27 protein-coding genes and 1 pseudogene are annotated in these 20,897 nt (G+C 40.1%); 3 read left to right on the forward strand and 25 right to left on the reverse strand.

Annotation, left to right across the window (positions count from 1 at the left end; translation table 11 throughout):
- Positions 1-5: 5 nt before the first annotated feature.
- From PROCOU_RS06885 to PROCOU_RS06930, 11 genes are all read right to left on the reverse strand, one after another.
- Positions 6-500, reverse strand: coding sequence for a GNAT family N-acetyltransferase (locus PROCOU_RS06885; RefSeq protein WP_051994255.1), 495 nt, complete (start codon positions 498-500; stop codon positions 6-8).
- A complete protein-coding gene (locus tag PROCOU_RS06890) occupies positions 497-1,597 on the reverse strand; it encodes an iron-containing alcohol dehydrogenase family protein (protein ID WP_036070825.1) in 1,101 nt (366 codons plus the stop codon). Before PROCOU_RS06890 ends, PROCOU_RS06885 begins: the two co-directional genes overlap by 4 nt.
- Before the next feature lie 6 nt (positions 1,598-1,603).
- A complete protein-coding gene (locus tag PROCOU_RS06895) occupies positions 1,604-2,647 on the reverse strand; it encodes a sensor histidine kinase (protein WP_036070827.1) in 1,044 nt (347 codons plus the stop codon).
- A 1-nt stretch (position 2,648) separates the two neighbouring features.
- Positions 2,649-4,379, reverse strand: a complete 1,731-nt coding sequence (ade, locus tag PROCOU_RS06900; protein WP_036070830.1) for an adenine deaminase — start codon at positions 4,377-4,379, stop codon at positions 2,649-2,651.
- Between the two features lie 32 nt (positions 4,380-4,411).
- Positions 4,412-4,864 (reverse strand): hypothetical protein, encoded by a 453-nt coding sequence (locus tag PROCOU_RS06905; RefSeq protein ID WP_036070833.1) that lies wholly within the window; start codon positions 4,862-4,864, stop codon positions 4,412-4,414.
- A 113-nt stretch (positions 4,865-4,977) separates the two neighbouring features.
- Positions 4,978-5,853 carry an NAD-dependent epimerase/dehydratase family protein gene (locus tag PROCOU_RS06910; RefSeq protein WP_036070835.1) on the reverse strand — a complete coding sequence of 292 codons (876 nt, stop codon included), beginning with the start codon at positions 5,851-5,853 and terminating at the stop codon, positions 4,978-4,980.
- 13 nt (positions 5,854-5,866) lie between these two features.
- A complete protein-coding gene (locus PROCOU_RS06915; RefSeq protein WP_036070838.1) occupies positions 5,867-6,544 on the reverse strand; it encodes a response regulator transcription factor in 678 nt (225 codons plus the stop codon).
- A 57-nt stretch (positions 6,545-6,601) separates the two neighbouring features.
- Positions 6,602-7,729 (reverse strand): FtsX-like permease family protein, encoded by a 1,128-nt coding sequence (locus tag PROCOU_RS16470; RefSeq protein WP_149023627.1) that lies wholly within the window; start codon positions 7,727-7,729, stop codon positions 6,602-6,604.
- Between the two features lie 59 nt (positions 7,730-7,788).
- On the reverse strand, positions 7,789-8,583 hold the full coding sequence (locus PROCOU_RS16475; RefSeq protein WP_051994257.1) for an FtsX-like permease family protein: 795 nt from the start codon (positions 8,581-8,583) through the stop codon (positions 7,789-7,791).
- Positions 8,570-9,337, reverse strand: a complete 768-nt coding sequence (locus tag PROCOU_RS06925; protein WP_036070840.1) for an ABC transporter ATP-binding protein — start codon at positions 9,335-9,337, stop codon at positions 8,570-8,572. The genes PROCOU_RS16475 and PROCOU_RS06925 overlap by 14 nt, the downstream gene beginning before the upstream one ends.
- A 144-nt stretch (positions 9,338-9,481) precedes the next feature.
- Positions 9,482-9,958 carry a hypothetical protein gene (locus PROCOU_RS06930; protein WP_036070843.1) on the reverse strand — a complete coding sequence of 159 codons (477 nt, stop codon included), beginning with the start codon at positions 9,956-9,958 and terminating at the stop codon, positions 9,482-9,484.
- Between the two features lie 131 nt (positions 9,959-10,089).
- Here PROCOU_RS06930 and PROCOU_RS06935 point away from each other — a divergent pair, with 131 nt between their 5' ends.
- The 3 genes from PROCOU_RS06935 (at position 10,090) to PROCOU_RS06945 (ending at position 12,218) form a co-directional block, all read left to right on the forward strand.
- Complete coding sequence (locus PROCOU_RS06935) at positions 10,090-10,428, forward strand: DUF898 family protein (protein ID WP_036070846.1); 339 nt, start codon at positions 10,090-10,092, stop codon at positions 10,426-10,428.
- A gap of 153 nt (positions 10,429-10,581) precedes the next feature.
- On the forward strand, positions 10,582-10,773 hold the full coding sequence (locus PROCOU_RS06940; RefSeq protein ID WP_036070849.1) for a DUF3311 domain-containing protein: 192 nt from the start codon (positions 10,582-10,584) through the stop codon (positions 10,771-10,773).
- Complete coding sequence (locus tag PROCOU_RS06945) at positions 10,770-12,218, forward strand: sodium:solute symporter family protein (protein WP_036070851.1); 1,449 nt, start codon at positions 10,770-10,772, stop codon at positions 12,216-12,218. Before PROCOU_RS06940 ends, PROCOU_RS06945 begins: the two co-directional genes overlap by 4 nt.
- 269 nt (positions 12,219-12,487) lie before the next feature.
- On the opposite strand, the gene PROCOU_RS06950 is transcribed toward PROCOU_RS06945, so the two are convergent.
- The 14 genes and pseudogenes from PROCOU_RS06950 to PROCOU_RS07010 all read right to left on the reverse strand — a co-directional run bounded on the left by PROCOU_RS06950 (position 12,488) and on the right by PROCOU_RS07010 (position 20,881).
- On the reverse strand, positions 12,488-13,843 hold the full coding sequence (locus PROCOU_RS06950; RefSeq protein ID WP_036070853.1) for an APC family permease: 1,356 nt from the start codon (positions 13,841-13,843) through the stop codon (positions 12,488-12,490).
- A gap of 1 nt (position 13,844) precedes the next feature.
- The gene (locus PROCOU_RS06955) at positions 13,845-14,750 is read right to left on the reverse strand and encodes an acetamidase/formamidase family protein (RefSeq protein WP_036070855.1); all 906 of its coding nucleotides are present in this window, start codon (positions 14,748-14,750) and stop codon (positions 13,845-13,847) included.
- A gap of 128 nt (positions 14,751-14,878) precedes the next feature.
- The gene (locus PROCOU_RS06960; protein ID WP_036070857.1) at positions 14,879-15,130 is read right to left on the reverse strand and encodes a hypothetical protein; all 252 of its coding nucleotides are present in this window, start codon (positions 15,128-15,130) and stop codon (positions 14,879-14,881) included.
- A gap of 124 nt (positions 15,131-15,254) precedes the next feature.
- A complete protein-coding gene (locus tag PROCOU_RS06965; RefSeq protein ID WP_036070859.1) occupies positions 15,255-15,509 on the reverse strand; it encodes a hypothetical protein in 255 nt (84 codons plus the stop codon).
- 13 nt (positions 15,510-15,522) lie between these two features.
- Positions 15,523-15,876: a hypothetical protein gene (locus PROCOU_RS06970; RefSeq protein ID WP_036070862.1), complete on the reverse strand. Its 354-nt coding sequence runs from the start codon at positions 15,874-15,876 to the stop codon at positions 15,523-15,525.
- Between the two features lie 17 nt (positions 15,877-15,893).
- A complete protein-coding gene (locus tag PROCOU_RS06975) occupies positions 15,894-16,493 on the reverse strand; it encodes a YdeI/OmpD-associated family protein (protein ID WP_036070865.1) in 600 nt (199 codons plus the stop codon).
- 96 nt (positions 16,494-16,589) lie between these two features.
- The gene (locus PROCOU_RS19270; protein ID WP_425268385.1) at positions 16,590-16,799 is read right to left on the reverse strand and encodes a GNAT family N-acetyltransferase; all 210 of its coding nucleotides are present in this window, start codon (positions 16,797-16,799) and stop codon (positions 16,590-16,592) included.
- Positions 16,714-17,034, reverse strand: a complete 321-nt coding sequence (locus PROCOU_RS06980) for a GNAT family N-acetyltransferase (RefSeq protein WP_051994258.1) — start codon at positions 17,032-17,034, stop codon at positions 16,714-16,716. Before PROCOU_RS06980 ends, PROCOU_RS19270 begins: the two co-directional genes overlap by 86 nt.
- Positions 17,034-17,453 carry an SMI1/KNR4 family protein gene (locus PROCOU_RS06985; protein ID WP_036070867.1) on the reverse strand — a complete coding sequence of 140 codons (420 nt, stop codon included), beginning with the start codon at positions 17,451-17,453 and terminating at the stop codon, positions 17,034-17,036. Before PROCOU_RS06985 ends, PROCOU_RS06980 begins: the two co-directional genes overlap by 1 nt.
- A gap of 93 nt (positions 17,454-17,546) precedes the next feature.
- On the reverse strand, positions 17,547-17,927 hold the full coding sequence (locus PROCOU_RS06990; protein ID WP_036070870.1) for an immunity 22 family protein: 381 nt from the start codon (positions 17,925-17,927) through the stop codon (positions 17,547-17,549).
- 4 nt (positions 17,928-17,931) lie between these two features.
- Positions 17,932-18,141 (reverse strand): DUF6985 domain-containing protein, encoded by a 210-nt coding sequence (locus tag PROCOU_RS06995; RefSeq protein WP_036070873.1) that lies wholly within the window; start codon positions 18,139-18,141, stop codon positions 17,932-17,934.
- A gap of 180 nt (positions 18,142-18,321) precedes the next feature.
- Positions 18,322-19,030: pseudogene (locus PROCOU_RS18040) on the reverse strand (PoNe immunity protein domain-containing protein).
- An 11-nt stretch (positions 19,031-19,041) separates the two neighbouring features.
- Positions 19,042-20,592 carry a T7SS effector LXG polymorphic toxin gene (locus PROCOU_RS16480; RefSeq protein WP_051994260.1) on the reverse strand — a complete coding sequence of 517 codons (1,551 nt, stop codon included), beginning with the start codon at positions 20,590-20,592 and terminating at the stop codon, positions 19,042-19,044.
- Entirely contained in the window at positions 20,579-20,881 is a 303-nt protein-coding gene (locus PROCOU_RS07010; RefSeq protein WP_036070875.1) for a hypothetical protein, read from the reverse strand. The genes PROCOU_RS16480 and PROCOU_RS07010 overlap by 14 nt, the downstream gene beginning before the upstream one ends.
- Between the last annotated feature and the right edge of the window lie 16 nt (positions 20,882-20,897).

The raw sequence follows: 20,897 nt of genomic DNA on the forward strand, positions 1-20,897 counted from the left end.
ACTTATCAAACAACATCAAAACTCGCTGGATAACGAACCATTCCGGATGGAACCGGTTCTGCTAGCGGGTACACCATAAAATTCACGTCCGGAACATCAAAAGGTGCCGTAATTTGATAGTTTTTTGCTAACTCAAACCCAAATCGTGGATAATAGGTTTCATGTCCTAAAACGCTGATACAACTGTATTTTGTGGCTTTCGCTTTTACAATCCCAGCCTCAATTAACTGTGCACCAATACCTTTGGCTTGCCATTCGGGTTTCACAGCAACTGGTGCTAATACTAGAATTAGCTCCTCACCAACATAGCACTCACTCAACAAACTATAGCCAATAATTTCTGCGCCAGTCCTCGCAACAAGCGCCAGTTCCGGCACGTAATGTTCAGAATCAACAATTGCATCCACTAAATGGCTTTCCGCATGCGTTGGAAAACTTGCTTTTAGTACCTCACGAACTCCGATTGTATCTTCTTGCTTTACTACATCAATCGTAATCATATAGAACGCACTCCTGTCATTAGAACTTCCAATTCTTTGATTGCTCTCAAAACAGTGGCCGCCGTAATCACGCCCGGCATTAAGTGAATCGTCTCATCCACCGCGGTCGCACGCTCTGCCACCTGCTTTAATTCCATGTCCGACAAGCTATCCAATCCCATGTCATACAAACACGTCGGAAGCCCTAACTCCCGATAAAATGGTATCAATCTCATAATCTCATCCGACCGTCCCTCCATCATCAATTGCACAAAAACACCGTATGCCACTTTATTCCCGTGCAGTAAATGATGCGTCGCCTCCACAGCCGTCAGCGCATCATGAATCGAATGCGCGCCAGAAGTCCTGCCATAATCATCGCCAAAACCACCGACCATGCCACCAATCATTATATTCGTTTCAACTACTTTCACAAACGCCTCACTCAGTTCTCCATCACGCATCGCTGCAAGCGCCGCAGCACTCGATTCCAGCAAAATATCCCGACATAATTTTGCCGTGTAAAGCGAAATATCAATCTCCACAGAACGTTCCGCAAGTTGCGAAATAATCACATCAGCCTCGTACCATTTAGCCAATGTATCACCAATCCCAGCGACCATCAACTCGATTGGCGAATCCAAAATCACCGAAGGATCGAGCAACACAAGCGCATTACTTCGCGCAAAAATATCATATTGCAACATTTCCCCGCGCGCGTCATACATCACACTAAGCGGCGTCCAAGCAGCACAAGTAGCCGCCAAGGTTGGTAAAATAACGACCGGTACCACCAAACAAACCGCAACCGCCTTCGCCAAATCCGCAACTTTTCCGCCTCCGACAGCAATAATTGCTTCCACATTCGCTGTTTTTGCAACAGCAACCATCCGATCTCGTTCCTCAAACGAACATTCGCCGCCATATTGCTCAAAAATCATTTCCACACCTGGCAATTCTGGAAAAAAACGGCGCGCTTTCTCCCAAGAAACACCACCATGAATCACCAAAATACGCTTCACATCACGACGTTCCAAATGCTCGCCAAGCGCCTCCCATGCACCAACGCGACATTCAAATTCCTGCGGTGCACCGCGAACAATCAAACTTTTTTCCACAAGCCCTCAGTCCTTTGCAATTAATAAATAATCCTCTTTTTGTTGAAACGTAATTACAATCTCTGTTCCAACACCATTTTCCGAAGATATAGCAATCTGATGTCCTAATTTACCCGACATTTGTCGCGCTAAATAAAGCCCCATTCCAGTTGCCTTCTTCTCCGTCCGACCAATCATTCCAGTAAAGCCTTGCTCAAAAACGCGTGGTAAATCCTCATCCTTAATTCCGATGCCATTATCACGAATATGTAGCGCCACAGTTCCATCAGAAGCACTCACATCACACCAAACCTTAATTTCGCCACCATCATCCGTATATTTCAGCGCATTCGTCATCACCTGATCCAAAATAAAACCGAGCCATTTGCTATCACTGCGCACATCGACCTTAATTTCCGCCAAATCAAGCTTCATTTTTTTCGAAATAAACAGTTTTGAATGTCGCTTCACACAATCTCGAATCACAGGCCCTAACGCCATTTCCTGAATAAAGTAATCCTTTGCAAACGTGTCCAGTCGTGAATAGTAAAGCGCCTGCATGACGAGTCGATCGATCGAATCAAGCTCCGCCTCCACACCGCGATAAATCGTCGCAGGATCGTTCAAATCGGGATTGTTAATCAGCATTTTGCTCGCCACAATCGGCGTTTTCACCTCGTGTACCCAGTATAAAATGAAATCGTGATACTCCTCTTGTTTATCACGTAGCTTCGTAAGTGCCCGCTGTTCCTCCAAATGTTTTTTCCGCATCAATTCATTGAAAAAAGCCTGTTCGCGCGTCCGTGGTTTTGGCAGTAACTCCAGAATATTTTCCTCAATCTCGCCATCTACCAATTTCTTCATCTCGTTCCAATACGTACGTTTAAACGAATAACCGAGTACCAAATACGCCAGCAAAAACAGTAACATAAATACGTACAAATAAATGATATTACCGAGTGTCAACTGACTGTTCGGATCAACTGCAAGCAAAACACCAATAAAAAACATCACGACCACAAAGAACAATAGAAAAAATTTCTTATCGCGTACATAGCTCCACCAATTCATATTAAACCTCCACTTCAATAAAGCCAAACTGATTAAAATCAAACAATCCCTGATCCGTCAATTTCAAATTTGGAATAACTGGTAAAGTCAAAAAAGATAACGTCAAAAATGGATCAAAACCTTGTTTCCCACTCACATCACGGAAAGCATCATTTAGTCGTCCAAGCTGATATTGAATTTGCTCATACGGCTGCACACTCAATAGTCCAGCAATTGGCAATGCTAAATCTGCTGCTACTTTTCCATCTTTTACGACTGCAACGCCACCACCAATTTTCGTAATGTGGTCAACAGCTAGCATAATGTCTGCATCCGATGAACCGACTGCCACAATATTATGAGAATCATGCGCAACCGTCGTCGCAATTGCTCCATTTCGAATACCAAAGCCTTTCACAATCCCAACACCGACGCACCCCGTTCCCTTATGGCGCTCGACAACGACCATTTTCAACTGATCCGCATCCACCGAAACTTGAAATTCACCATCTTGAACATTAACCGTTTCCACCAAATGTTCCGTGAACAAGCTATTTGGTTGCATACCAATCACATTCGCAGTAGTATGCTTCATGGCAAGCTTCAAATCATCACGTTGTAGCGAATGTCTAATCATCGGTGACTGAAACGCACTATCCGCCTTTTTAAACAAAGCTTCCTCGCGTATGCCATCATCGACAACAACCTGGCCACGCTTCATTACTTTCGTGATCGTCACTGTCTCCAAATCACGCAAAAACAAAATATCCGCCTGATAACCCGCTGCAACAGCGCCAATATGCGGTAATTTGTGACATGTTGCCGCGTTAATCGTCGCCATCTGAATTGCCATCACCGGATCGATTTCATTGGCTATCGCGAGACGCACATTGTAATTGATTGAGCCCTCTTCTAACAAATCGTCAATTAGTTTATCATCCGTGCAAAAGCAAAAACGATGGCTATTCTTCGGATTCACAGCAGGCAACGTGTGTATCATATCACGTCCAACTGTTCCCTCACGGAGCATCACAAACATGCCAGCACGCAAACGATCCATCGCCTCAACTGCCGTTGTACTCTCATGATCCGTCCGAATTCCAACAGCTAAATAATTATTCAAATCCGCCTTCGAAAGCCCAGCACCGTGTCCATCAATCCGACCACCATGTCGCTCAGCATCCACTATTTTTTGTAGCATATCCTTTTGACCATGCGCCACAGAAGGAAAATCCATGACTTCGGCCAACCCAATCACTTTTTCATGCTGGTAAAGCGCTCGTAAATCGCTTGCCTCAAGCGTTGCACCATTATGCTCAAAAGGCGTCGCAGGAACAGAAGAGGGCAACATTACATACATATCGAGCGGGGATTCTTGCGCATCCGCCAGCATAAACTCAATGCCTTCTACCCCTGCCACATTAGCAATCTCATGCGGATCCGTCACAATCGTCGTCACTCCGTTTGGTAACAACACACGCGCAAATTCAGAAGGAGGCACCATCGCGCTCTCTACATGGACATGCGCATCAATGAAACCAGGAACAATAAACTGACCGCGAGCATCAATAATCTCCGCTGCATCCTCAAAATCGCCAATCCCAACGATATACCCACTCTTAATCGCGACATCGCCTTCCATAATTTCACCCGAAAAAACATTCACAATTCGACCATTCTTAATAACAATATCCGCCGCTACACGCAAATCACTCACCGCGACCCGTTCCTGTAATTGTTTCACTTTCCGCATCAACGTTTCCCCCTCTCACGCCCTAACCGTTCTTATCTTGCTTGGAAACCTTCGTCCTCCAAATAACCATCTGCCGCCTCGCGAGAAGGAAAAATTGCCTCCAAATGATCATCCGAATAAATCGCCCACATCTTATTCTCATAACGCAAAATTAGAACAGTCCGGTACGCATCACGAAATTCTTCCTCATACCCTTCTTCAAATTCATCCCCATCCGTACTCAAAAATGAAATGGCGCCCGACACAAGTTCTCGAATCTCACTCTCCGTCGCCTCACGAATATTAACAAAGCCATTCTTGTCCGCATCATCTAGATAAGGCGCATAAACAAACGCATTACCATTCGGATGCAAATGATTGACCGCAATTCTTTTTTCACGCACACTATTAGGAAAATGATAATTAATCCGCCCCATCGAAACGGGATGTGCCTCTAGTTCAGTGTATTCATCAATAATATTCTTTTTCTCTTCAAAGGAAAGCATTCCTTCGTCACATCCTTTTTCTCATTTTTCTTCACTGCCTTATTATACACTAAATTCACATACAAAACGTGAAAAAAAATAAAAACAAGCGCCCAACGAAAAGACACCTGTTTTCACATACTTATATTTTTTTTGTCAATCAACTTCGGCAACCATTCTCGTAAGTCGCGAAATTCAAACCCAGCCTCATTTGCCTTTGCGTTATCCAAATAATACGTTTTTTCAACACCGAAAGGAGAATCATCATTATCCTCTGTATTCACCTCTACAATGGCGGGTTTTCCAGTCGCTACTTCAATTAAATTCATTAGCTCAGACAATCGATAGACCGAATTACTCGCCGCATTAATCGGGCCGACGACATCTGACTTCGTGCCAATCCAAACCAAGAAATCAGCCGCCTCATCCGACGAAATAAAGCCCATTTCAGCTTCTTCATTTGGCATTCCAATCTCTTCACCTGCTTGCACATGATTGATATGAAACTCAAGCCTTCCCGTGTAATCATCCTCACCAAGCACAATCGGAAAGCGAACCGCAACGACAGGAAAATTCGCCTTTTGGAAAAATACCGCCTCCGCCAAACGTTTTCCTTCACCATAATCAAAATCTTCACGCGATCCTGTCACAATCTCATAATGAAACGGATCAAAATCTGCTTCTACTAGCGCCCGATCTCGCATCCGATAGACCGAAAGCGAAGATGTGTATACGTATTTTCCGACCTTATCCCGAAAAGCTGCAATCGAATAAAGCGCATCTTGTGGCGAGAAACAAATATTATCATAAACAACATCCCACTTTTCCTGCGCCAAACAAAATAAATCCTCACGAGCCTCACGCTTTATTTTCACTCGCCTCACCGAATCACCAAAATCATCCGCCGTCTTGCCGCGTGTCGCAATCGTCACATCATGCCCATCTGCAAGCAATCGCATGACCAATTTCTTACCAAAAAAACGCGTTCCACCAAAAACTAAAATTTTCAAATGAAGCACTCCCTTACTCAATCATATACCCTTGTCCTTTTTTAGTCGTAATAAAGTCCGCTAAACCAATCTCCGTCAATTTTTTGCGAATCCGAACAACATTTACCGTCAGTGTATTATCATCCACGAAACTCTCATCTTCCCATAACACACGCATAATCTCATCACGGCTCACAATTCGTCCTTTTTGCTTCAATAACTCATATAAAATCAAGAATTCATTTTTCGTCAATTCCACTTTTTCATCCAAATACGTCAATGTATTCGTATCAATATGCAAGAAAACATTATTATGCTCCATCACATTCGGCTCTTCCAGTTCCGCATACGAATACGTACGGCGAATCAGTGCATTAATTCGCGCCATTAATACATCTAAATCCACAGGTTTTTCGATGTAATAATCCGCCCCCATATTCATCCCCATAATTTGATCCATTCGCGAATCCCGCGACGACAAGAAAATAATCGGCACATTGGATACTTCACGAATTTTATTACACCAATAGAACCCATCAAAGTATGGCAAATTCACATCCAAAATCACCAATTGAGGCTCTACTTTCAAGAATTCATTCAAAATATTGTTATAATCAGTCACAACCGCGACCTCAAATCCCCATTTTGACAAATGTTTTTGTATCGTATCACGAATAACGATGTCATCTTCCACTATATATACTTTTACCATACTCATCTCTCCTTCGCTTCATTCCATTGTACAGAAAATTCAGCCACCATTCAAACGTTAATCATCGCCATTCGATACCATATTCGTATATGTTGATACACAAACAAAATAATAAATAATGAAAAATACCGTATAAATCGTCGTACTAATTAGCACAGGCGCACCAATACTGTACATCAGATTCACCGACAAACTAACCATCGCTGCTATACTGTGACAAACCCCCAAAATAAGCGGGATTAAAAACACCGGTAACACTTGCTTAGCGATAACAGTACGAATCTCTTTATGACTCATGCCCATCTTTTGAAGCACAGCAAAACGTGGTCTTTCATCCACCGCTTCCGTAATTTGCTTAAAATAAATAATACTCCCAGTTGCAGCAAAAAATACAAAGCCCATAAACATCCCGATATAAAGCATCACGCCGATAAGCGTACTAATCAAATGATAATTCGAATAAAAACTTGACAAGCTTCTATTCCACATGTAGGGATCTCCACCAACGATATCCTGAATTTTATGATCTAACGCCTCTGCCTTATCTGCATTTGTTACCTGAAAAATGTCGATATGTCTTGGCATCGATTTCTGACTGATTTCCTTATAAAGCGCGTCATTTATAACTAAAACCGAGATAGCCATATCCGTATTCAACACGGCATGACTATAAACATCTACGATTTCTAATGTATACTTATTTGGATTATTTCTAAACTGTAATGTATAAGGTTTCTCCATATACAAGTGCATACGCTTCTTATTCTCAAAACGACCACTCGGGCTAAGATATATGGCTTCTCCAGCTGCCAATTCCTTCACTTGTTGCGAATGATTGTTCAATTTCTTCGCCAGCCTGTTATAGTCTGAGAGCGACATCACCTCAAAATACGTCATCCGCTGTTCCTCAAAAGGCACATTTTCATTCACATTCTCTAATACATCCGCCTCATAAAGATCTACTGTCTCATGGTAAATCAACGTATGTGAGTCACTTTCCTTAATCGCCTCATAAATTTTTTCTCGCTCCGTTTGCGTACTCCACAGCGTTTGATAACTGTTTGGGTTGGAACTCTCCGCAAAAGAAATGATATTCATATAAATCGATCCCAGCGCACCAATAATCGTCAAAGTTGTGGCACTCAACACAGCAATCATCGTTAGTGTCCCTGCCGTCTTTTTCATGCGATAGCGAAGCCAAGTCACGGTTAAGATATTCGTTCCTTTATAGAAAAACGACTTGTTTAAAAACAATTTATACACAACATATGGGAACAAAAAAACGCAGTACAAGCCAAGTCCCTAGAACCACACCGAACAATACAAATACAGTCGTCGCCAAAAAAAAAGTTATTCGACCAAAAGATTGAACTTTCCACCGAGCTGGTTGCTAAAAAATAACCAAATCCAATCAAAAAGATACCCACGATAGATAACGTAAGCGAGCCTTTCGCAGGATTTTTTTCCCGCGCATCTGCTTTAAATAGTTCCACCATGCTATGCCGATAAACAATCCAATATCCATTCGCAGTCGTTACGACAAGAATAATTCCAAACACGAAAATCGTAGACAAAATCGCTGAAAATGAGAATGTAAAACCACTCGGAATCGATAAATCCATAATCCGGAATAATAACATCGAGAAAAACTTAGAAAAGAAAATCCCAATCAAGATTCCTCCGACAACCGCCATAAGGTGCATCATCAAATTCTCATAAAAAATAATTCGGCCAATCTGCCCCTTACGTAACCCTAACAGAGAATACAGCCCTAATTCCCGTTTCCTACTCCGCGTAAAGTAATTACTAGAATAAAAAACAAAAAAAGCAACAAACAATATCAATACAATCGCCGCTGCCAAAAAGACACCTTGCCCGCCGATTCCCCACTTATCAAAAATCAGTCCGATACTCTTATTGTACGCCAACGATACAAACGTAAAATAAATCAACACGCTTAGAATTAACGAACCAAGATACATCGAAAACTGGTTAAAGTTTTTGCGTACATTCGTAAAAGCAATATTAAATAGTGTCATTCATACCACCACCAAGCATCGCCAACACATCTAAAATCTTCTGAAAAAATTGCTTCCGTGTCGCCGTTCCCCGATAAATTTCCGTGAACAACTCCCCGTCCTTAATAAACAAAATCCGCTCACAAAAACTCGCTGCAAAGGCATCATGCGTCACCATCATAATTGTTGCATCTCGCGCCTCCTTCGCCTGAACTAGGCTTTCCAGCAAATTTGTCGCAGCTTTCGAATCTAGTGCTCCTGTGGGCTCATCTGCAAAAATCAGTGCCGGATTGGTCACCATCGCCCGACTAACCGCTGTCCTTTGCTTCTGCCCACCAGAAACTTCATTCGGATACTTATCCGCTAAATCAGCAATTCCAAACTGACGCATCACATCCCCAACACGTGTCTCAACTTCGCTTGGCTTTACCTTCGAAAGCGACAATGGTAGCGCAATATTATCCTTAATCGTCATCGTATCCAACAAATTATAATCCTGAAAAATAAAGCCTAACTTATCCCTTCTGAAAACAGCCATCTCTTTTGCGCGCATATCCTCAAAAGGTTTACCATCTATTTCAATGCTACCAGAAGTTGCTTTATCAATCGTTGACAGCACATTCAATAACGTCGATTTCCCAGCACCGCTCGGCCCCATTACACCGACAAATTCACCTTCATGCACCTCTAAGCTGACACTATTTAGCGCAGGAAAAAGCGTACTTTTCGAGCCATATACTTTTCGAACATTCTTCGCTTGCAAAATAACCCCCATCCACCAAAAAACCTCCGCTCCAAAATCTCTTGTATCTATTGTACACTAAATGACACCTGCTTGCCCACCTGACCTTAAGATGTAGTTACAAAAAAAAGCCTTTCATGACGACTCCAAATCAATCAAGAAAAGCTCTATTTATGCTTATTCTTCCTTTTTGTACAATGACATACATTCTTCAATTAATATTTCTAAATCTGCAAGTGGCATATTCACATCCGCCGCAACGATATCCCAGGCCATTTCCCGTTTATCCTTGATTTTTGTATAAACCAGCATCCTACCTTGTGAAAAAAGCTTAAACGATGGAATTACAATCTTTACGTCCTCAACCTGGCTCCATGCTTGAAAATCACCACGATACGCGATTCCGTCCATAGAAAGCTCCAGCGTCGGTGACAAATTAAGCAAACGAAATAACGGACGTAACACAACAAAGCCAATAAAAATTAGTAAAATCAGCTTTTCGGTGCCATTTATCGCCTTTACATAATCAAAAACAACATATAATAATAGCCCTATCGCAATCCACAACAAGCTACTTGAAATAACTAATAGATGATTCACCTTAAATTGTGCCTTTTCTCCACTTGCAATCTTTTCTCCAAAATTTTCGATCAAAATAAAAACCTCATTTAAATTTAGACTTACTATTATTGTACCTTGAATAAAACGAGAAAGATAGGGTTATCCTCGACAAACTTTCCTTTTTTACGTTAAAATAAGCCTAAATGTAATGGAGGTGGATAAAAATGAACAGAGAAGATTATTACGAAACGAAGAACGGACGAACCTCTTTTTTTGATGGTGGTTTATTGCAATTTATCGGTTGGAGTATCCTAGGAATTATTGTAACTGCTATTACGTTTGGTATCTGTTACCCTTGGGCATTGACGATGATTTACGGCTGGAAAATAAACCATACTGTCATCGAAGGACGCAGAATGCAATTCAGTGGCTCTGCGTTTGGTTTATTTGGCAATTGGATAAAATGGTTATTACTCATCATCATCACACTTGGCATCTATTCTTTCTGGGTCTTTATTAAATTGGAAGATTGGAAAGCAAAAAATACAACGTTTGTTAACTAGTTGGATACACGAAAAGCCCACGATTTAGATAACAGCTCGTGAGCTTTTCGTGTATCCATTTCATTTTCCTAAAACAAAGTCATTTCTCATTGAAAAAATACTTATAATAATGTAAGATGAAAGCAGTTTTCAATTAGGAAAAGAGGGAATGTCATGGCAAAGTTGCTACTCATTATTCCATTTATCTTTATATTAGCCGGAATGCCCTTTGCTAACCGGATACAGCCGATGATTCTTGGAATGCCATTCAACTTATTCTGGGTCGCTGCAGGAATCCTACTTTCCACATGCATTCTAGGCATCGTCTACCACTTCGATAAGCAAAATAAGGGGGAAGAAAAATGACCGCACTCATCATCTTAACCGCATTTTTCCTGCTTACTTTAGTCATCGGAATAAGGGCACGCCAAAAACAAAAAATGAATCTGGAAAATTGGGCCGTTGGTGGCCGTAGTTTTAATACCGTTTTCGTATTCCTACTTACAGCAGGTGAAGTTTACACGACATTTTCTTTTCTTGGAGGAAGCGGCTGGGCATACTCCAAAGGTATATCTGCGGTATACGTGATGGTTTACATTGCACTATCCTACGTCACATCTTATTTTTTATTGCCACTCATCTGGAAATATGCACACGAACACCGGCTCGTTTCCCAATCTGATTTTTTCGCCAAAAAATATGATAGTAATTTGCTCGGTGTTGTCGTAGCGCTCGTTGGTGTTATCGCGATTATTCCAATCGTTGTCATCCAGTTAAAAGGGCTCGGCATTATCGTCTCCTTGACTTCTTATGGCACGATTCCGATGCAAGTTGCTGTGGTCGTGGGTACAATTGCCATCATTATTTATTCGGTTATCTCCGGTGTCCGAGGTATCGCTTGGATTGCCGTTCTCAAAGATTTCATGATTCTTGCAGTTATTGTTTTTATGGGGATTTACTTGCCGATTCACTATTACGGCGGTATTGGCCAAATGTTCGACCAAATTGCAACGGTAAAACCAGAACTACTCACATTTCCACACACGACATATACCGTAACTTGGTTCATTTCAACCGTTCTGTTTTACGTACTTGGTTTCTACATGTGGCCCCAAGTTTTCGCATCCACTTTCACAGCTAAAAATGCCCGAACCTTCCGCAAAAATGCAATTGTTAGTCCAATTTACACATTAATGCTCTTATTTGTTATTTTTATCGGACTTGCCGCTGTTTTGCAGATTCCTGGGCTAGAAGGTGACGCCAGCGACCTTGCACTATTGCAACTCGCTATGAAGACTTTTGATCCGTGGTTCGTTGGAATTATTGGCGCTGCGGGTATGCTAACGGCTCTCGTTCCTGGTTCCATGCTACTCATGAGCGCTGCTACGCTACTAACGAAAAACATTATTTATAGCTACAAACCAAATACACCCGATGCTAAGATTGCAAGCCTATCTAAGTTTTGTGTCCCAATTCTCGCAATTATTTCTTGCTTATTTGTGTTTCAAGGTGGAAATGCCCTTGCCGCGATTCTGCAAGTTGGTTATAGTTTGATTGTGCAACTTTGCCCGTCATTGTTCGCCAGTCTCATGAAAAATAACCCAGTGACAAAACAAGGTGCGCTTGCGGGAATTATCGTCGGTATACTGATTACGATTTTCATTAGTAATTACAGCATGACACTTGCCACGCTACTGCCAGATGCGCCAACTGCGATAAGCGATATCAACATTGGTTTCTTACCACTGGCAGCAAATGTTATTATAACGCTTATTGTAAGCCTCCTGACACGAAAAAAAGCTCGAGTCTAGAATATAGGCCAAATAAATCGGCGACAAGCACTCGATTTGTACCAAGCATAATGATCGTCTTACTCAACCAAAAATGAGTAAGGCGATTTTATCTTGTTTAGCTTTTTTCTAGACTTGAGTTTTTTATTCCTATGTTCGTTTTGTGACTGTGCGCCGAAGCCTCTCCACTTCTTTTAAACATAGTGATGCATCAAGAAACATCGTGACAAGGACACTGATTAGGAACTTTTTGTATCATGACGAAATAATAGTATTGGCATTATTTTTAATTAATCCATATCAATCGTTGTTTTCTTTTTAGTCAGACGCAGAATCGTGTAATAGACAACCCCAGCGGCAAGCCAGGAAATACCGATAATTTTCGCTAGATTATCAAGATTTATCATTACGTACAAAATAATCAAGAAGCCGATTACTGGGACTAATAAATGTAGCAGATAATTTCTCGACTTCATTTTGATGATGTAATGGTACACTACCGAAACGTGAATAACTAGAAATGCTGTCAATGCACCGCAGTTAACGATGGATGACAGTATTCCAATATCATTTACGAAAATCAGTCCGACTATTAAAGATACGAATCCAACCATAAGCGTACTTAAATATGGTGTTTGGAAACGTGGATGTACTTTTGCCAGGAACTTAGGTAAATTTTGATCGCGCGCCATCCCGAATAAAATTCTTGAAATGGCTGCCTGTGCAGCAAGTGCATTCGCAAAACCCCAAGAAAGAATCGTTGCAATAATCGTTACATTTTTCAGAAACGGTCCACCAGCTTCTCCGGCAATTTGGTAGAATGCCGTGTCAATATTGTCAAAATTAAGATAATCTGGATGAATCAAAGCTGCAATGTACGTTTGAATGATGAATAAAAATCCGACTAACATCAACGCCCACAGAATCGCTTTTCCGACTGTCTTATTGCCACCTTTTGTCTCCTCGGCAAGCGTGCTTATCCCGTCAAAACCTAGGAAGCTAAGCACCGCCACAGAAACCGCAGTCATCACGAATGGCAAGTTAAAATCAGCGGCGTTATAAATCGGTTTCATCGTCACACCATCGCCCGCACCATTCGAAATGGCAACAACACCAACCGCAATGAAAATCGCCAGCACAATCAATTCTCCAACTAGGAAAATAATATTCGCACGCGCCGTAAATGCAATCCCGCGAATGTTAATCCAACTGTTTACTAAAATAAATATTACAAGCCAAATCCAAACTGGCACATCCGGCACAATCGCTTTTAACGAGTTCGCCGAAACGACATAAAGTAGCGCCGGCACAAAAACGTAGTCCAGTAAAATCATCCAACCTGCGAGAAATCCGACTGTTTTATTAATTCCGCGCTGAGCATAAGCATATACCGAACCAGCGATTGGAAAAGCCCGTGACATCGAGCCATAACTAAGTGCCGTAAACAGCATCGCAACCATACCAATCATGTACGTTAGCACAATCATTCCCTTTGATGCTGTTACGACTTCTCCGTAAATACCGAACGGAGCAATCGGGACCATAAATATAAGTCCATAAATAATTAAATCCTTCAATGTTAGTGTTCTCTTTAATTCCTGCTTGTAGCCAAATGACTCCAAGCTCCCTTTTTCTGGTTGTGCCATGTTAGTTCAGCTCCTCTGTGCTCCATTTTGTAAGATACGTAAGTGGTAATACCATCCGCGCTGTTTTATTCGGATCAACAACTTGACAAACGCGCAAATCTGCTGCTAATGATAGCAAATGAATCGCGTTTCCTTTTGACAAATCTGTGTACTGCTCCACAAAGTGAGCCATCTGCTTCGTTGCCATCACACTTGCTTCATCTAACGTTTTCGCCGAAGCAATCGTCGCCAACTTCCCATCACGAATTAAAAACGGTGTCGGCCAATCTTTATTTTTGATAACCTTTACTGTCACTGTAATATCACAAGGCACCTCTGCTCCGCAAACCGAAACTTCACCGTCACCCATTGCCGCATGACAATCACCCATCGCAAGCAAAGCTCCCGCAACATTCACTGGCAAAAATAATGTCGTCCCTTCGCCAATTTCTTTACAGTCCATATTCCCACCGTGCGAATCAGGCGTTCCACATGAAACCGCATCCCCAGCAGGCGCCGTCCCAATGACACCAATCATTGTATTTAGCGGTAGTTCGATATTTTCTGAAAACTCAATCGATCCATTTACAATCGGGAGGCGACGAATTGTATTTTCCGTTAGCTCATCACCCATAACGCCCGAATCAGGACCTGTAAAAAGCGTCGCCGTGTCACCAATATCAAGCTTTTCAATCGTCACTGCAAGAATATCGCCAACCTCTGCCCCTTCTACAAAAACTGGGCCTGTTGCCGGATTAATTCGATTCCAGTCCAACTTCTCAAAAGCGCCTTGTTCGTCTGTAATTTGGTCTTCAAAGCAATCATATGCTTCAAAAATCAATCGATCGCCATCTTTCACAGTTGCAACCGGTTTATTCGCTTTATCCATCGCATAAATCGGTGTGCCTTTTTTAATTATCTGTACCATTTTGATGTCACCCTTTCCAGTTGATTGTTCTCATTTTATAGCTAACAACAACGTTTGTCAATGTAGATTTTTGACAATTATGAATACAAAAAGGATTGGTAATAGCTGTGAGTTTTGTCATGGACTCCTCATATCATATCCGCCTTCCTTTTCCAATCGAACCTGATGCCGTACGGATTTTTACGATTGAATTTCTTTGTTGCACGGCCGAGCATTATCTCTGGGTGCAACAAAAATGTGAGATGTTTCGTACTATTCTCAAAGCTCTCACCCACATCATTTCTAGCAATGATTGTAATATGCGTATACATCTTGGTGCTTTCGGAGACTAATCTCATTTGAAAACCATTCATCTTTTCTTGAAAATGAAGTTCCCGCATAATAATCACTCCTCACTAATTATATGTATATAGCCATTTCCATATAAAAATAAACATATACCGAGCAAAAAAACACTGCACAAAAAAATTGTACAGTGTGGCATCTTTTTTGAAAAGTACGTAATCACTTATAACTCGCCCGTTCATTCTTGGTTGCAGCCATGTAAATCGCAGCAATAATAACCGTAATCACTTCAAAAGCAACCAAAATTATCGTCGCCTGAACACCTATGCCAAGCAAAAAAATCGACCAGTAAATACGTAATACCAAGATAAGTATCGTAATCCACGAACGTCCTTTATCTTTTGGTATGAAACCAACGACATGTGAGAGTAAAGCAACAAGTACAAACCAAAATAATTGACTGACTGTAATCATAAAATCTGCACCTTTACGCGTTTAGTTTCTTTTCCAAGTTTTCTTTAAAAGCCATAATACTATCAAAAGCAATCACAAAATTAAAATCGCTCATGTTGTAGTTACTCACAAATTCACCATCACGATAACGAACCATGAAAGAAGCACGAACCGAAGCATCAACCGCATCTCTATTCGTTTCCCCGCTATAAAATACCCAATGCGTTGCAGTCGGCGGATTTTCCTGCTTTTGTGCTAAATCATTTTGAACCGTTGCTATGATGGTTTCTTGCAATGCCTGATCTAAATCACCTTCGAAATAACCATACCAAATCGTACGATAATAGCGAGCTTCCGATTCATGTGTTTCATCAAATAATTTTTCCATTTTGTATCTCCTCCTCATTAAAATCGGTCATTCAAGCCAATGCCATCCATAATCCGATCCACATTTTTTTCAATCCGTGATTCCCGCGTTTTTGCTTGTTTTGGAGCCGCAAAAAACAGAATATAAGCCCGCTGACGTCCAGGCGTCAACTTTTCAAAAGCCTCTCTAAAAGCAGGCATCTCATCGAATTTCCGCTGTAACTCTTCTGGAATGTCTGTCTCCTCTTGCTTTTTGAATTCTACCTCAACACCCGACTTTTCGACCGCAATCGCTTCCTCGATATAAGCCTTAATAATCGGCTCCATTTTTGTAACTTGCTCCAAACTCGTAAAGCGAATCTGGCGTGCTGACTGCACATTTGGCGTTTGCTGAATCAAAATACTATTTGGGTCCTTAATTAAAACGCCCTTCATAAACAGCAATGCAAAATATTCTTTAAAGCCATGAATCAGCACCACATTCTTGCCCTCAGACATGAAACAAATATTTTTCCATTTAATATCTTCCGTTAAACCACATTCAAGTGCGATTCTTCTCAACTCTGTAAATTCGTCCTTATATCGCTTCGCCTTCCCTAGATACTCATCCACTTTAGGCGTCATTTCACCTGCTGTCATAAAGAACACCTCACTCTAAATTTCTATTTTCCGTATCACGTGTCATTTTAACTTAATTTAGGAGGAGTTGCAAATTTGGTTCCTAGATAACTCCTATTAATTCAATTCTGATTTAAACATGAAAACAGTATGACGTGAACTGGACAGGCCAAATTCTTTATAAAACTCAAACGCTGGTTTATCTTTATCTGTAACTAGAGCTATACTCTCACAGCCATTTTCAACTGCATAGTCTTCCAACGCTCTCATTAATTTTTTTTTTGCCAATCCCCATTCTTTGGTGATGAGGCGAAATGTAGAATTCATCGATATATAATTCACTAGAATCCATCCACGTTCTCTCATGCGAAAATGCTACACCGATAATTTCGTTTCCATCCCAAAATAAAAAGCCAATAAACCTTCTTGCCTCTGCAAATTCCTCCAAGTACTTTCTGGCAGTTACTGGGGTCCAGCAATCATTCCAAGGTTCACAATTGTAACTTTCTATTAATAGGGATACACAGCTATCAAGATTTTCTGTTCTATATTTTGTAATCATCATAATCCTTCCTTATTTAGGGCAACTTTTTGTAAAAATTCAGCTAAAGAATTGGCAATTTTAAATTCATCATAATAAATTGGACTTGACTCACTGTCTACTAGCTTGATTGATATCATGGCAGTTTCATTTGCCTCGAAAAAAATCAATTCATCCTCTAAATCATCATACACATCAATATCAGGGAAGAGTTCAAAATCATTTTGCTTTAAACGAAAATCTCTAACAGATAACGGGTCCATCAGCCTGTTCACATTATGCCTCGAACCTTTTATGAATCTATAGCCAATGTTTGTATACATACCGAATAGTTCTTGAGGGAAGATAATATCTAAGTCAGTCTGTACTATGTCAATATCCTCTGAATCTACTGGATAAAATTTATTATTTGGATTTTCTGTTAAAAAATTATATTTCATTATTTCTTCGCTCCTTGGTGCAAAAACATTTTGTGATTAGTCATAAAATATTTTTACCCGCTGCCTCTAGTAAATCATTTTCTGCTAATTAACTTATTCGTCCATATATGTGGAAACACCTATGAAATTTAGAATCCCATTTTTATAAGTACTTATTTTGGTCTTACCAATATAATTATAACCATACACTAAAACTATTGCATTAAAAGATTCACTCAAACTCACATTGCGAAATTGCTCTATCAATTGCTCATCATATGAAAAATCTTCTAGCAGAATTTCAATATTATCAGAGCCTTCCTCCGCCCAAAATTTTTCAACTAAATCTCGGTCATAATACCCGATCGTAAAATCTTTTTCGAATGGAGACGGTATACTATCTCCATCTTTTATGTACTTTATTTCAAAATACTCATTAAAAGTTGTTTCATCCATATTACCTAACCATAGTGAAGCATAATTTTTACTATTCATCTAATTATCTCCTTAAACCTTCTGGTAAATCTAATCTTCCATTTGACATACGTGTGTATGCCTTGGGCTGAATTGGTGAAAAATCAGCATCTTCTTCCCCATCAATACTTAAAATAACGTCATATTTTTTTCCGAACATGTTGATTGATTTTTTTCCACTCCAATATAAATCGAATTTTATTTCACCGAATAAATCATCGTTAATTTTCTTCACTGATCTACTCCTTTGACCTTAACTTTATAGCAAACTGCCACATATATAATCTATGAAATAAGAAGTGTGCTCTTGGTACAAAAGAGAAAAAACGATTTAGAAAATAACCCTAGGATTCATTATCTAAACCGTTTATTTTACATTTCTGCTAGAAGGTTATCATGTATTATTCATGTTGCATCATTTGTAATGCACTAGATCATACGGGTAATATTTAACCTCTTTCAGTACTTCATCATCAAGCTGTAATACTTTAGCAATCGCACCACTTTCATAACTCCAATATCCACTATATATTTTTTTCAGAATGGTTATGTGATTCATACCAACCTGTATCATCATACATTTCATACCATTCATTTTCTAAATAAAATTTTAGTCTATTTATCGCTACTTTCTTATCTTCTAATTGAACTACCTCCATAAGAGTTTTAAAATCCTCGGGAAACAAAAGATTTTTTGTGTTAATTCCCCAGATAGAGTTGTTTGCATGAAATAAATATTCAATTAGAAAATCTTCTTTTTTCGCTTTACTCTGTAACTCATACAATGATTGCATGCTTTCATGAGATGCTCCAAGTAAAATCCCCCATGACACCATCCATAGCATGGTAGTATAGTTTTCAGAATTCCACCCTTTCTGCATATATTCGACAACTTCATAATAGTAATCCTTAATTGTCTCTATTTCCGTCCCCATAGAGTACAGAGCATTAAGTCTAAATACTGATAAGTTGAGTACCATCCCATATGCTTTTTTAATTCTTTCATGATCATTGGGAAATTTATCTTGGACTTTTATCACTAAATCTTTATAATTAGCAATTCTTTGATCTTCTTCATTTAAATATTCTTCATAATATTGCTTGTTTTTTCTTGTATCCCTCATGCGTGTGACCTCTATTCTAATTTTTTTATTTTTTTACCTGCTTCATCTAAAACACTTTCTACAACTTTTCCATTTTTATCAATATTGATTAATACTTTCTCAACATTTTCTGGATTTAGAAGTGTTTCTTGAATAATCTCATCAGCTTTTGACTTGCCAACAGCTTTTTCAAGCCTTCTTGATTGCTCCACCCATGTATCACTCATTTGTAGTCCATCTTGAGTCTTACTTAAACGTGATGTATTATACTTAGCCTCTGCAATAACATATTTGGGCGGTGGACTCGCGTTTTCATAAATACCATCGATTCCTTTTACTATTTTATCATCTAAGCTAGTAGCCCTATCTGAGCTAATTCGAGTGTAGGTAGTACTTTCATAGTGTACATCCATTTTCATCTCGCCATAATTCCCTTTTCTCTTTGTTGTTATGAGCTTGACTGCTCCGCTCTCAACATCTCTAATGACATTGTATTGTGCTTTATTTACATTTTTCGGAACAACTACAGGTTCTAATTTTGATGTGTTTGGCTCCTTTTTTCTTTTTTCGGTTGTTTTATTACTAAATCCGATTCTATTTTCGAAATATTTTTTTTTAGAATACATTATGCTTCGGCTTCCCCTAACCGCAACCATACTAGTCATAACACCTGCAATAATGGAGAAACTTTGCATCTTGGTTAATGGCTGATCTGGATTCAGTATATTGATTCCTTTAACAGCACCAATCATATAATCGGTCATAAAGTCGCCTGATTCTTCATCGGCTAGTTTAATTGTACCATCTTTTAAGGCATCATTGAAAGCAATGGTGGCTTTGGCGCTTTCTTGGTCGGTGATGCCATTCTTACTTAGTACCCAATAACTTCCTTCTAGTGTTTTCGTGTAGTCGTCAAAGTTATATTGTTTCGGCTTTTTCTCGGTTACCAAGCCATTCAGCCATCCCATATGTATTGCTTTCGTATTGAATGTATGACTGACCGTATTAAAGGCTTTACTACTTTGAATTTCCGCTAAGCCTTGCTTCACTTGATGCAACTTAGATAGGACGTCGTACATCACATTTTGATGGCTCATATCAAAATCTAAATACCGTTCAATGATTTGCATTTCATGCTGTAATTGTCCCATCGCCGTTTGCATCCCTAATTGCATCCCAATTTGTTGTCCTAACAACGAGCCCCCTGCCATGGATTTCATTTTCACTAGCAGATCTTCATAGCGATTTTGACATTTGCGCACTTCGCCTTGGAGTTCCTGTAATTCATCAGAATCAATTCGGGCGTTCATGGATGGATCGACTTGGTTATGAAAATCCGAAACATATTTTTTAAGAATTTCTTCGGCATCAGTCATACACGATTTCGTTGTATCCACAATCGGATAATGAACCGTTTGGTAATAGTCTTTCGCGCTGTCTGCCATTTCTCCTTTGATGTCATTGTCCGCAACAATTTTTGCGACGGCTTTTCGATAATTTGTCAGTGCTTCTTTCAATTGTTGAGATTCTCTTAAAAACTGTTCCACAAAATAACGTACTTCGCCAATATCAATGCGTGGCATCCGCTTTCGCCTCTTTCGCTCGTTCGACGTCGGCTTTTGCTTGTTTGGATTCGGCTTGCAGTTGGTCATCTAGGTTGTAGAGTTTCTTTTGTGTCATGCGTTGTTCTTGTGTTAAATCTAATGCGATGGCACCTAATTTGTTCTCCGAATGATTTCCTCGCCACGCATTCCCAATTTGTGCGAGTAAGTTTTCTTGTTGCTGTTTTAATTGCCGAAACTCGCGCTCAACATCTTCTAATTCCCGCTGTTTCTCTAAACTCCTTCTTACCGCATCTTCCTGCTGTTTCATTCCCTATGTTCACTCC

The sequence above is a fragment of the Listeria rocourtiae FSL F6-920 genome (genome assembly GCF_000525975.1).
Taxonomy (GTDB): domain Bacteria; phylum Bacillota; class Bacilli; order Lactobacillales; family Listeriaceae; genus Listeria_A; species Listeria_A rocourtiae.

Bases quoted from the DNA above. Each gene is read 5' to 3' on its own strand.
- PROCOU_RS06885 (WP_051994255.1), bottom strand. From the start codon at position 500: ATGATTACGATTGATGTAGTAAAGCAAGAAGATACAATCGGAGTTCGT.
- PROCOU_RS06895 (WP_036070827.1), bottom strand. From the start codon at position 2,647: ATGAATTGGTGGAGCTATGTACGCGATAAGAAATTTTTTCTATTGTTC.
- ade (WP_036070830.1), bottom strand. From the start codon at position 4,379: ATGCGGAAAGTGAAACAATTACAGGAACGGGTCGCGGTGAGTGATTTG.
- PROCOU_RS06905 (WP_036070833.1), bottom strand. From the start codon at position 4,864: ATGCTTTCCTTTGAAGAGAAAAAGAATATTATTGATGAATACACTGAA.
- PROCOU_RS06915 (WP_036070838.1), bottom strand. From the start codon at position 6,544: ATGGTAAAAGTATATATAGTGGAAGATGACATCGTTATTCGTGATACG.
- PROCOU_RS16470 (WP_149023627.1), bottom strand. From the start codon at position 7,729: ATGAAAAAGACGGCAGGGACACTAACGATGATTGCTGTGTTGAGTGCC.
- PROCOU_RS16475 (WP_051994257.1), bottom strand. From the start codon at position 8,583: ATGACACTATTTAATATTGCTTTTACGAATGTACGCAAAAACTTTAAC.
- PROCOU_RS06925 (WP_036070840.1), bottom strand. From the start codon at position 9,337: ATGGGGGTTATTTTGCAAGCGAAGAATGTTCGAAAAGTATATGGCTCG.
- PROCOU_RS06935 (WP_036070846.1), top strand. From the start codon at position 10,090: ATGAACAGAGAAGATTATTACGAAACGAAGAACGGACGAACCTCTTTT.
- PROCOU_RS06940 (WP_036070849.1), top strand. From the start codon at position 10,582: ATGGCAAAGTTGCTACTCATTATTCCATTTATCTTTATATTAGCCGGA.
- PROCOU_RS06945 (WP_036070851.1), top strand. From the start codon at position 10,770: ATGACCGCACTCATCATCTTAACCGCATTTTTCCTGCTTACTTTAGTC.
- PROCOU_RS06950 (WP_036070853.1), bottom strand. From the start codon at position 13,843: ATGGCACAACCAGAAAAAGGGAGCTTGGAGTCATTTGGCTACAAGCAG.
- PROCOU_RS06955 (WP_036070855.1), bottom strand. From the start codon at position 14,750: ATGGTACAGATAATTAAAAAAGGCACACCGATTTATGCGATGGATAAA.
- PROCOU_RS06960 (WP_036070857.1), bottom strand. From the start codon at position 15,130: ATGCGGGAACTTCATTTTCAAGAAAAGATGAATGGTTTTCAAATGAGA.
- PROCOU_RS06965 (WP_036070859.1), bottom strand. From the start codon at position 15,509: ATGATTACAGTCAGTCAATTATTTTGGTTTGTACTTGTTGCTTTACTC.
- PROCOU_RS06970 (WP_036070862.1), bottom strand. From the start codon at position 15,876: ATGGAAAAATTATTTGATGAAACACATGAATCGGAAGCTCGCTATTAT.
- PROCOU_RS06975 (WP_036070865.1), bottom strand. From the start codon at position 16,493: ATGACAGCAGGTGAAATGACGCCTAAAGTGGATGAGTATCTAGGGAAG.
- PROCOU_RS19270 (WP_425268385.1), bottom strand. From the start codon at position 16,799: ATGAATTCTACATTTCGCCTCATCACCAAAGAATGGGGATTGGCAAAA.
- PROCOU_RS06980 (WP_051994258.1), bottom strand. From the start codon at position 17,034: ATGATTACAAAATATAGAACAGAAAATCTTGATAGCTGTGTATCCCTA.
- PROCOU_RS06985 (WP_036070867.1), bottom strand. From the start codon at position 17,453: ATGAAATATAATTTTTTAACAGAAAATCCAAATAATAAATTTTATCCA.
- PROCOU_RS06990 (WP_036070870.1), bottom strand. From the start codon at position 17,927: ATGAATAGTAAAAATTATGCTTCACTATGGTTAGGTAATATGGATGAA.
- PROCOU_RS16480 (WP_051994260.1), bottom strand. From the start codon at position 20,592: ATGCCACGCATTGATATTGGCGAAGTACGTTATTTTGTGGAACAGTTT.
- PROCOU_RS07010 (WP_036070875.1), bottom strand. From the start codon at position 20,881: ATGAAACAGCAGGAAGATGCGGTAAGAAGGAGTTTAGAGAAACAGCGG.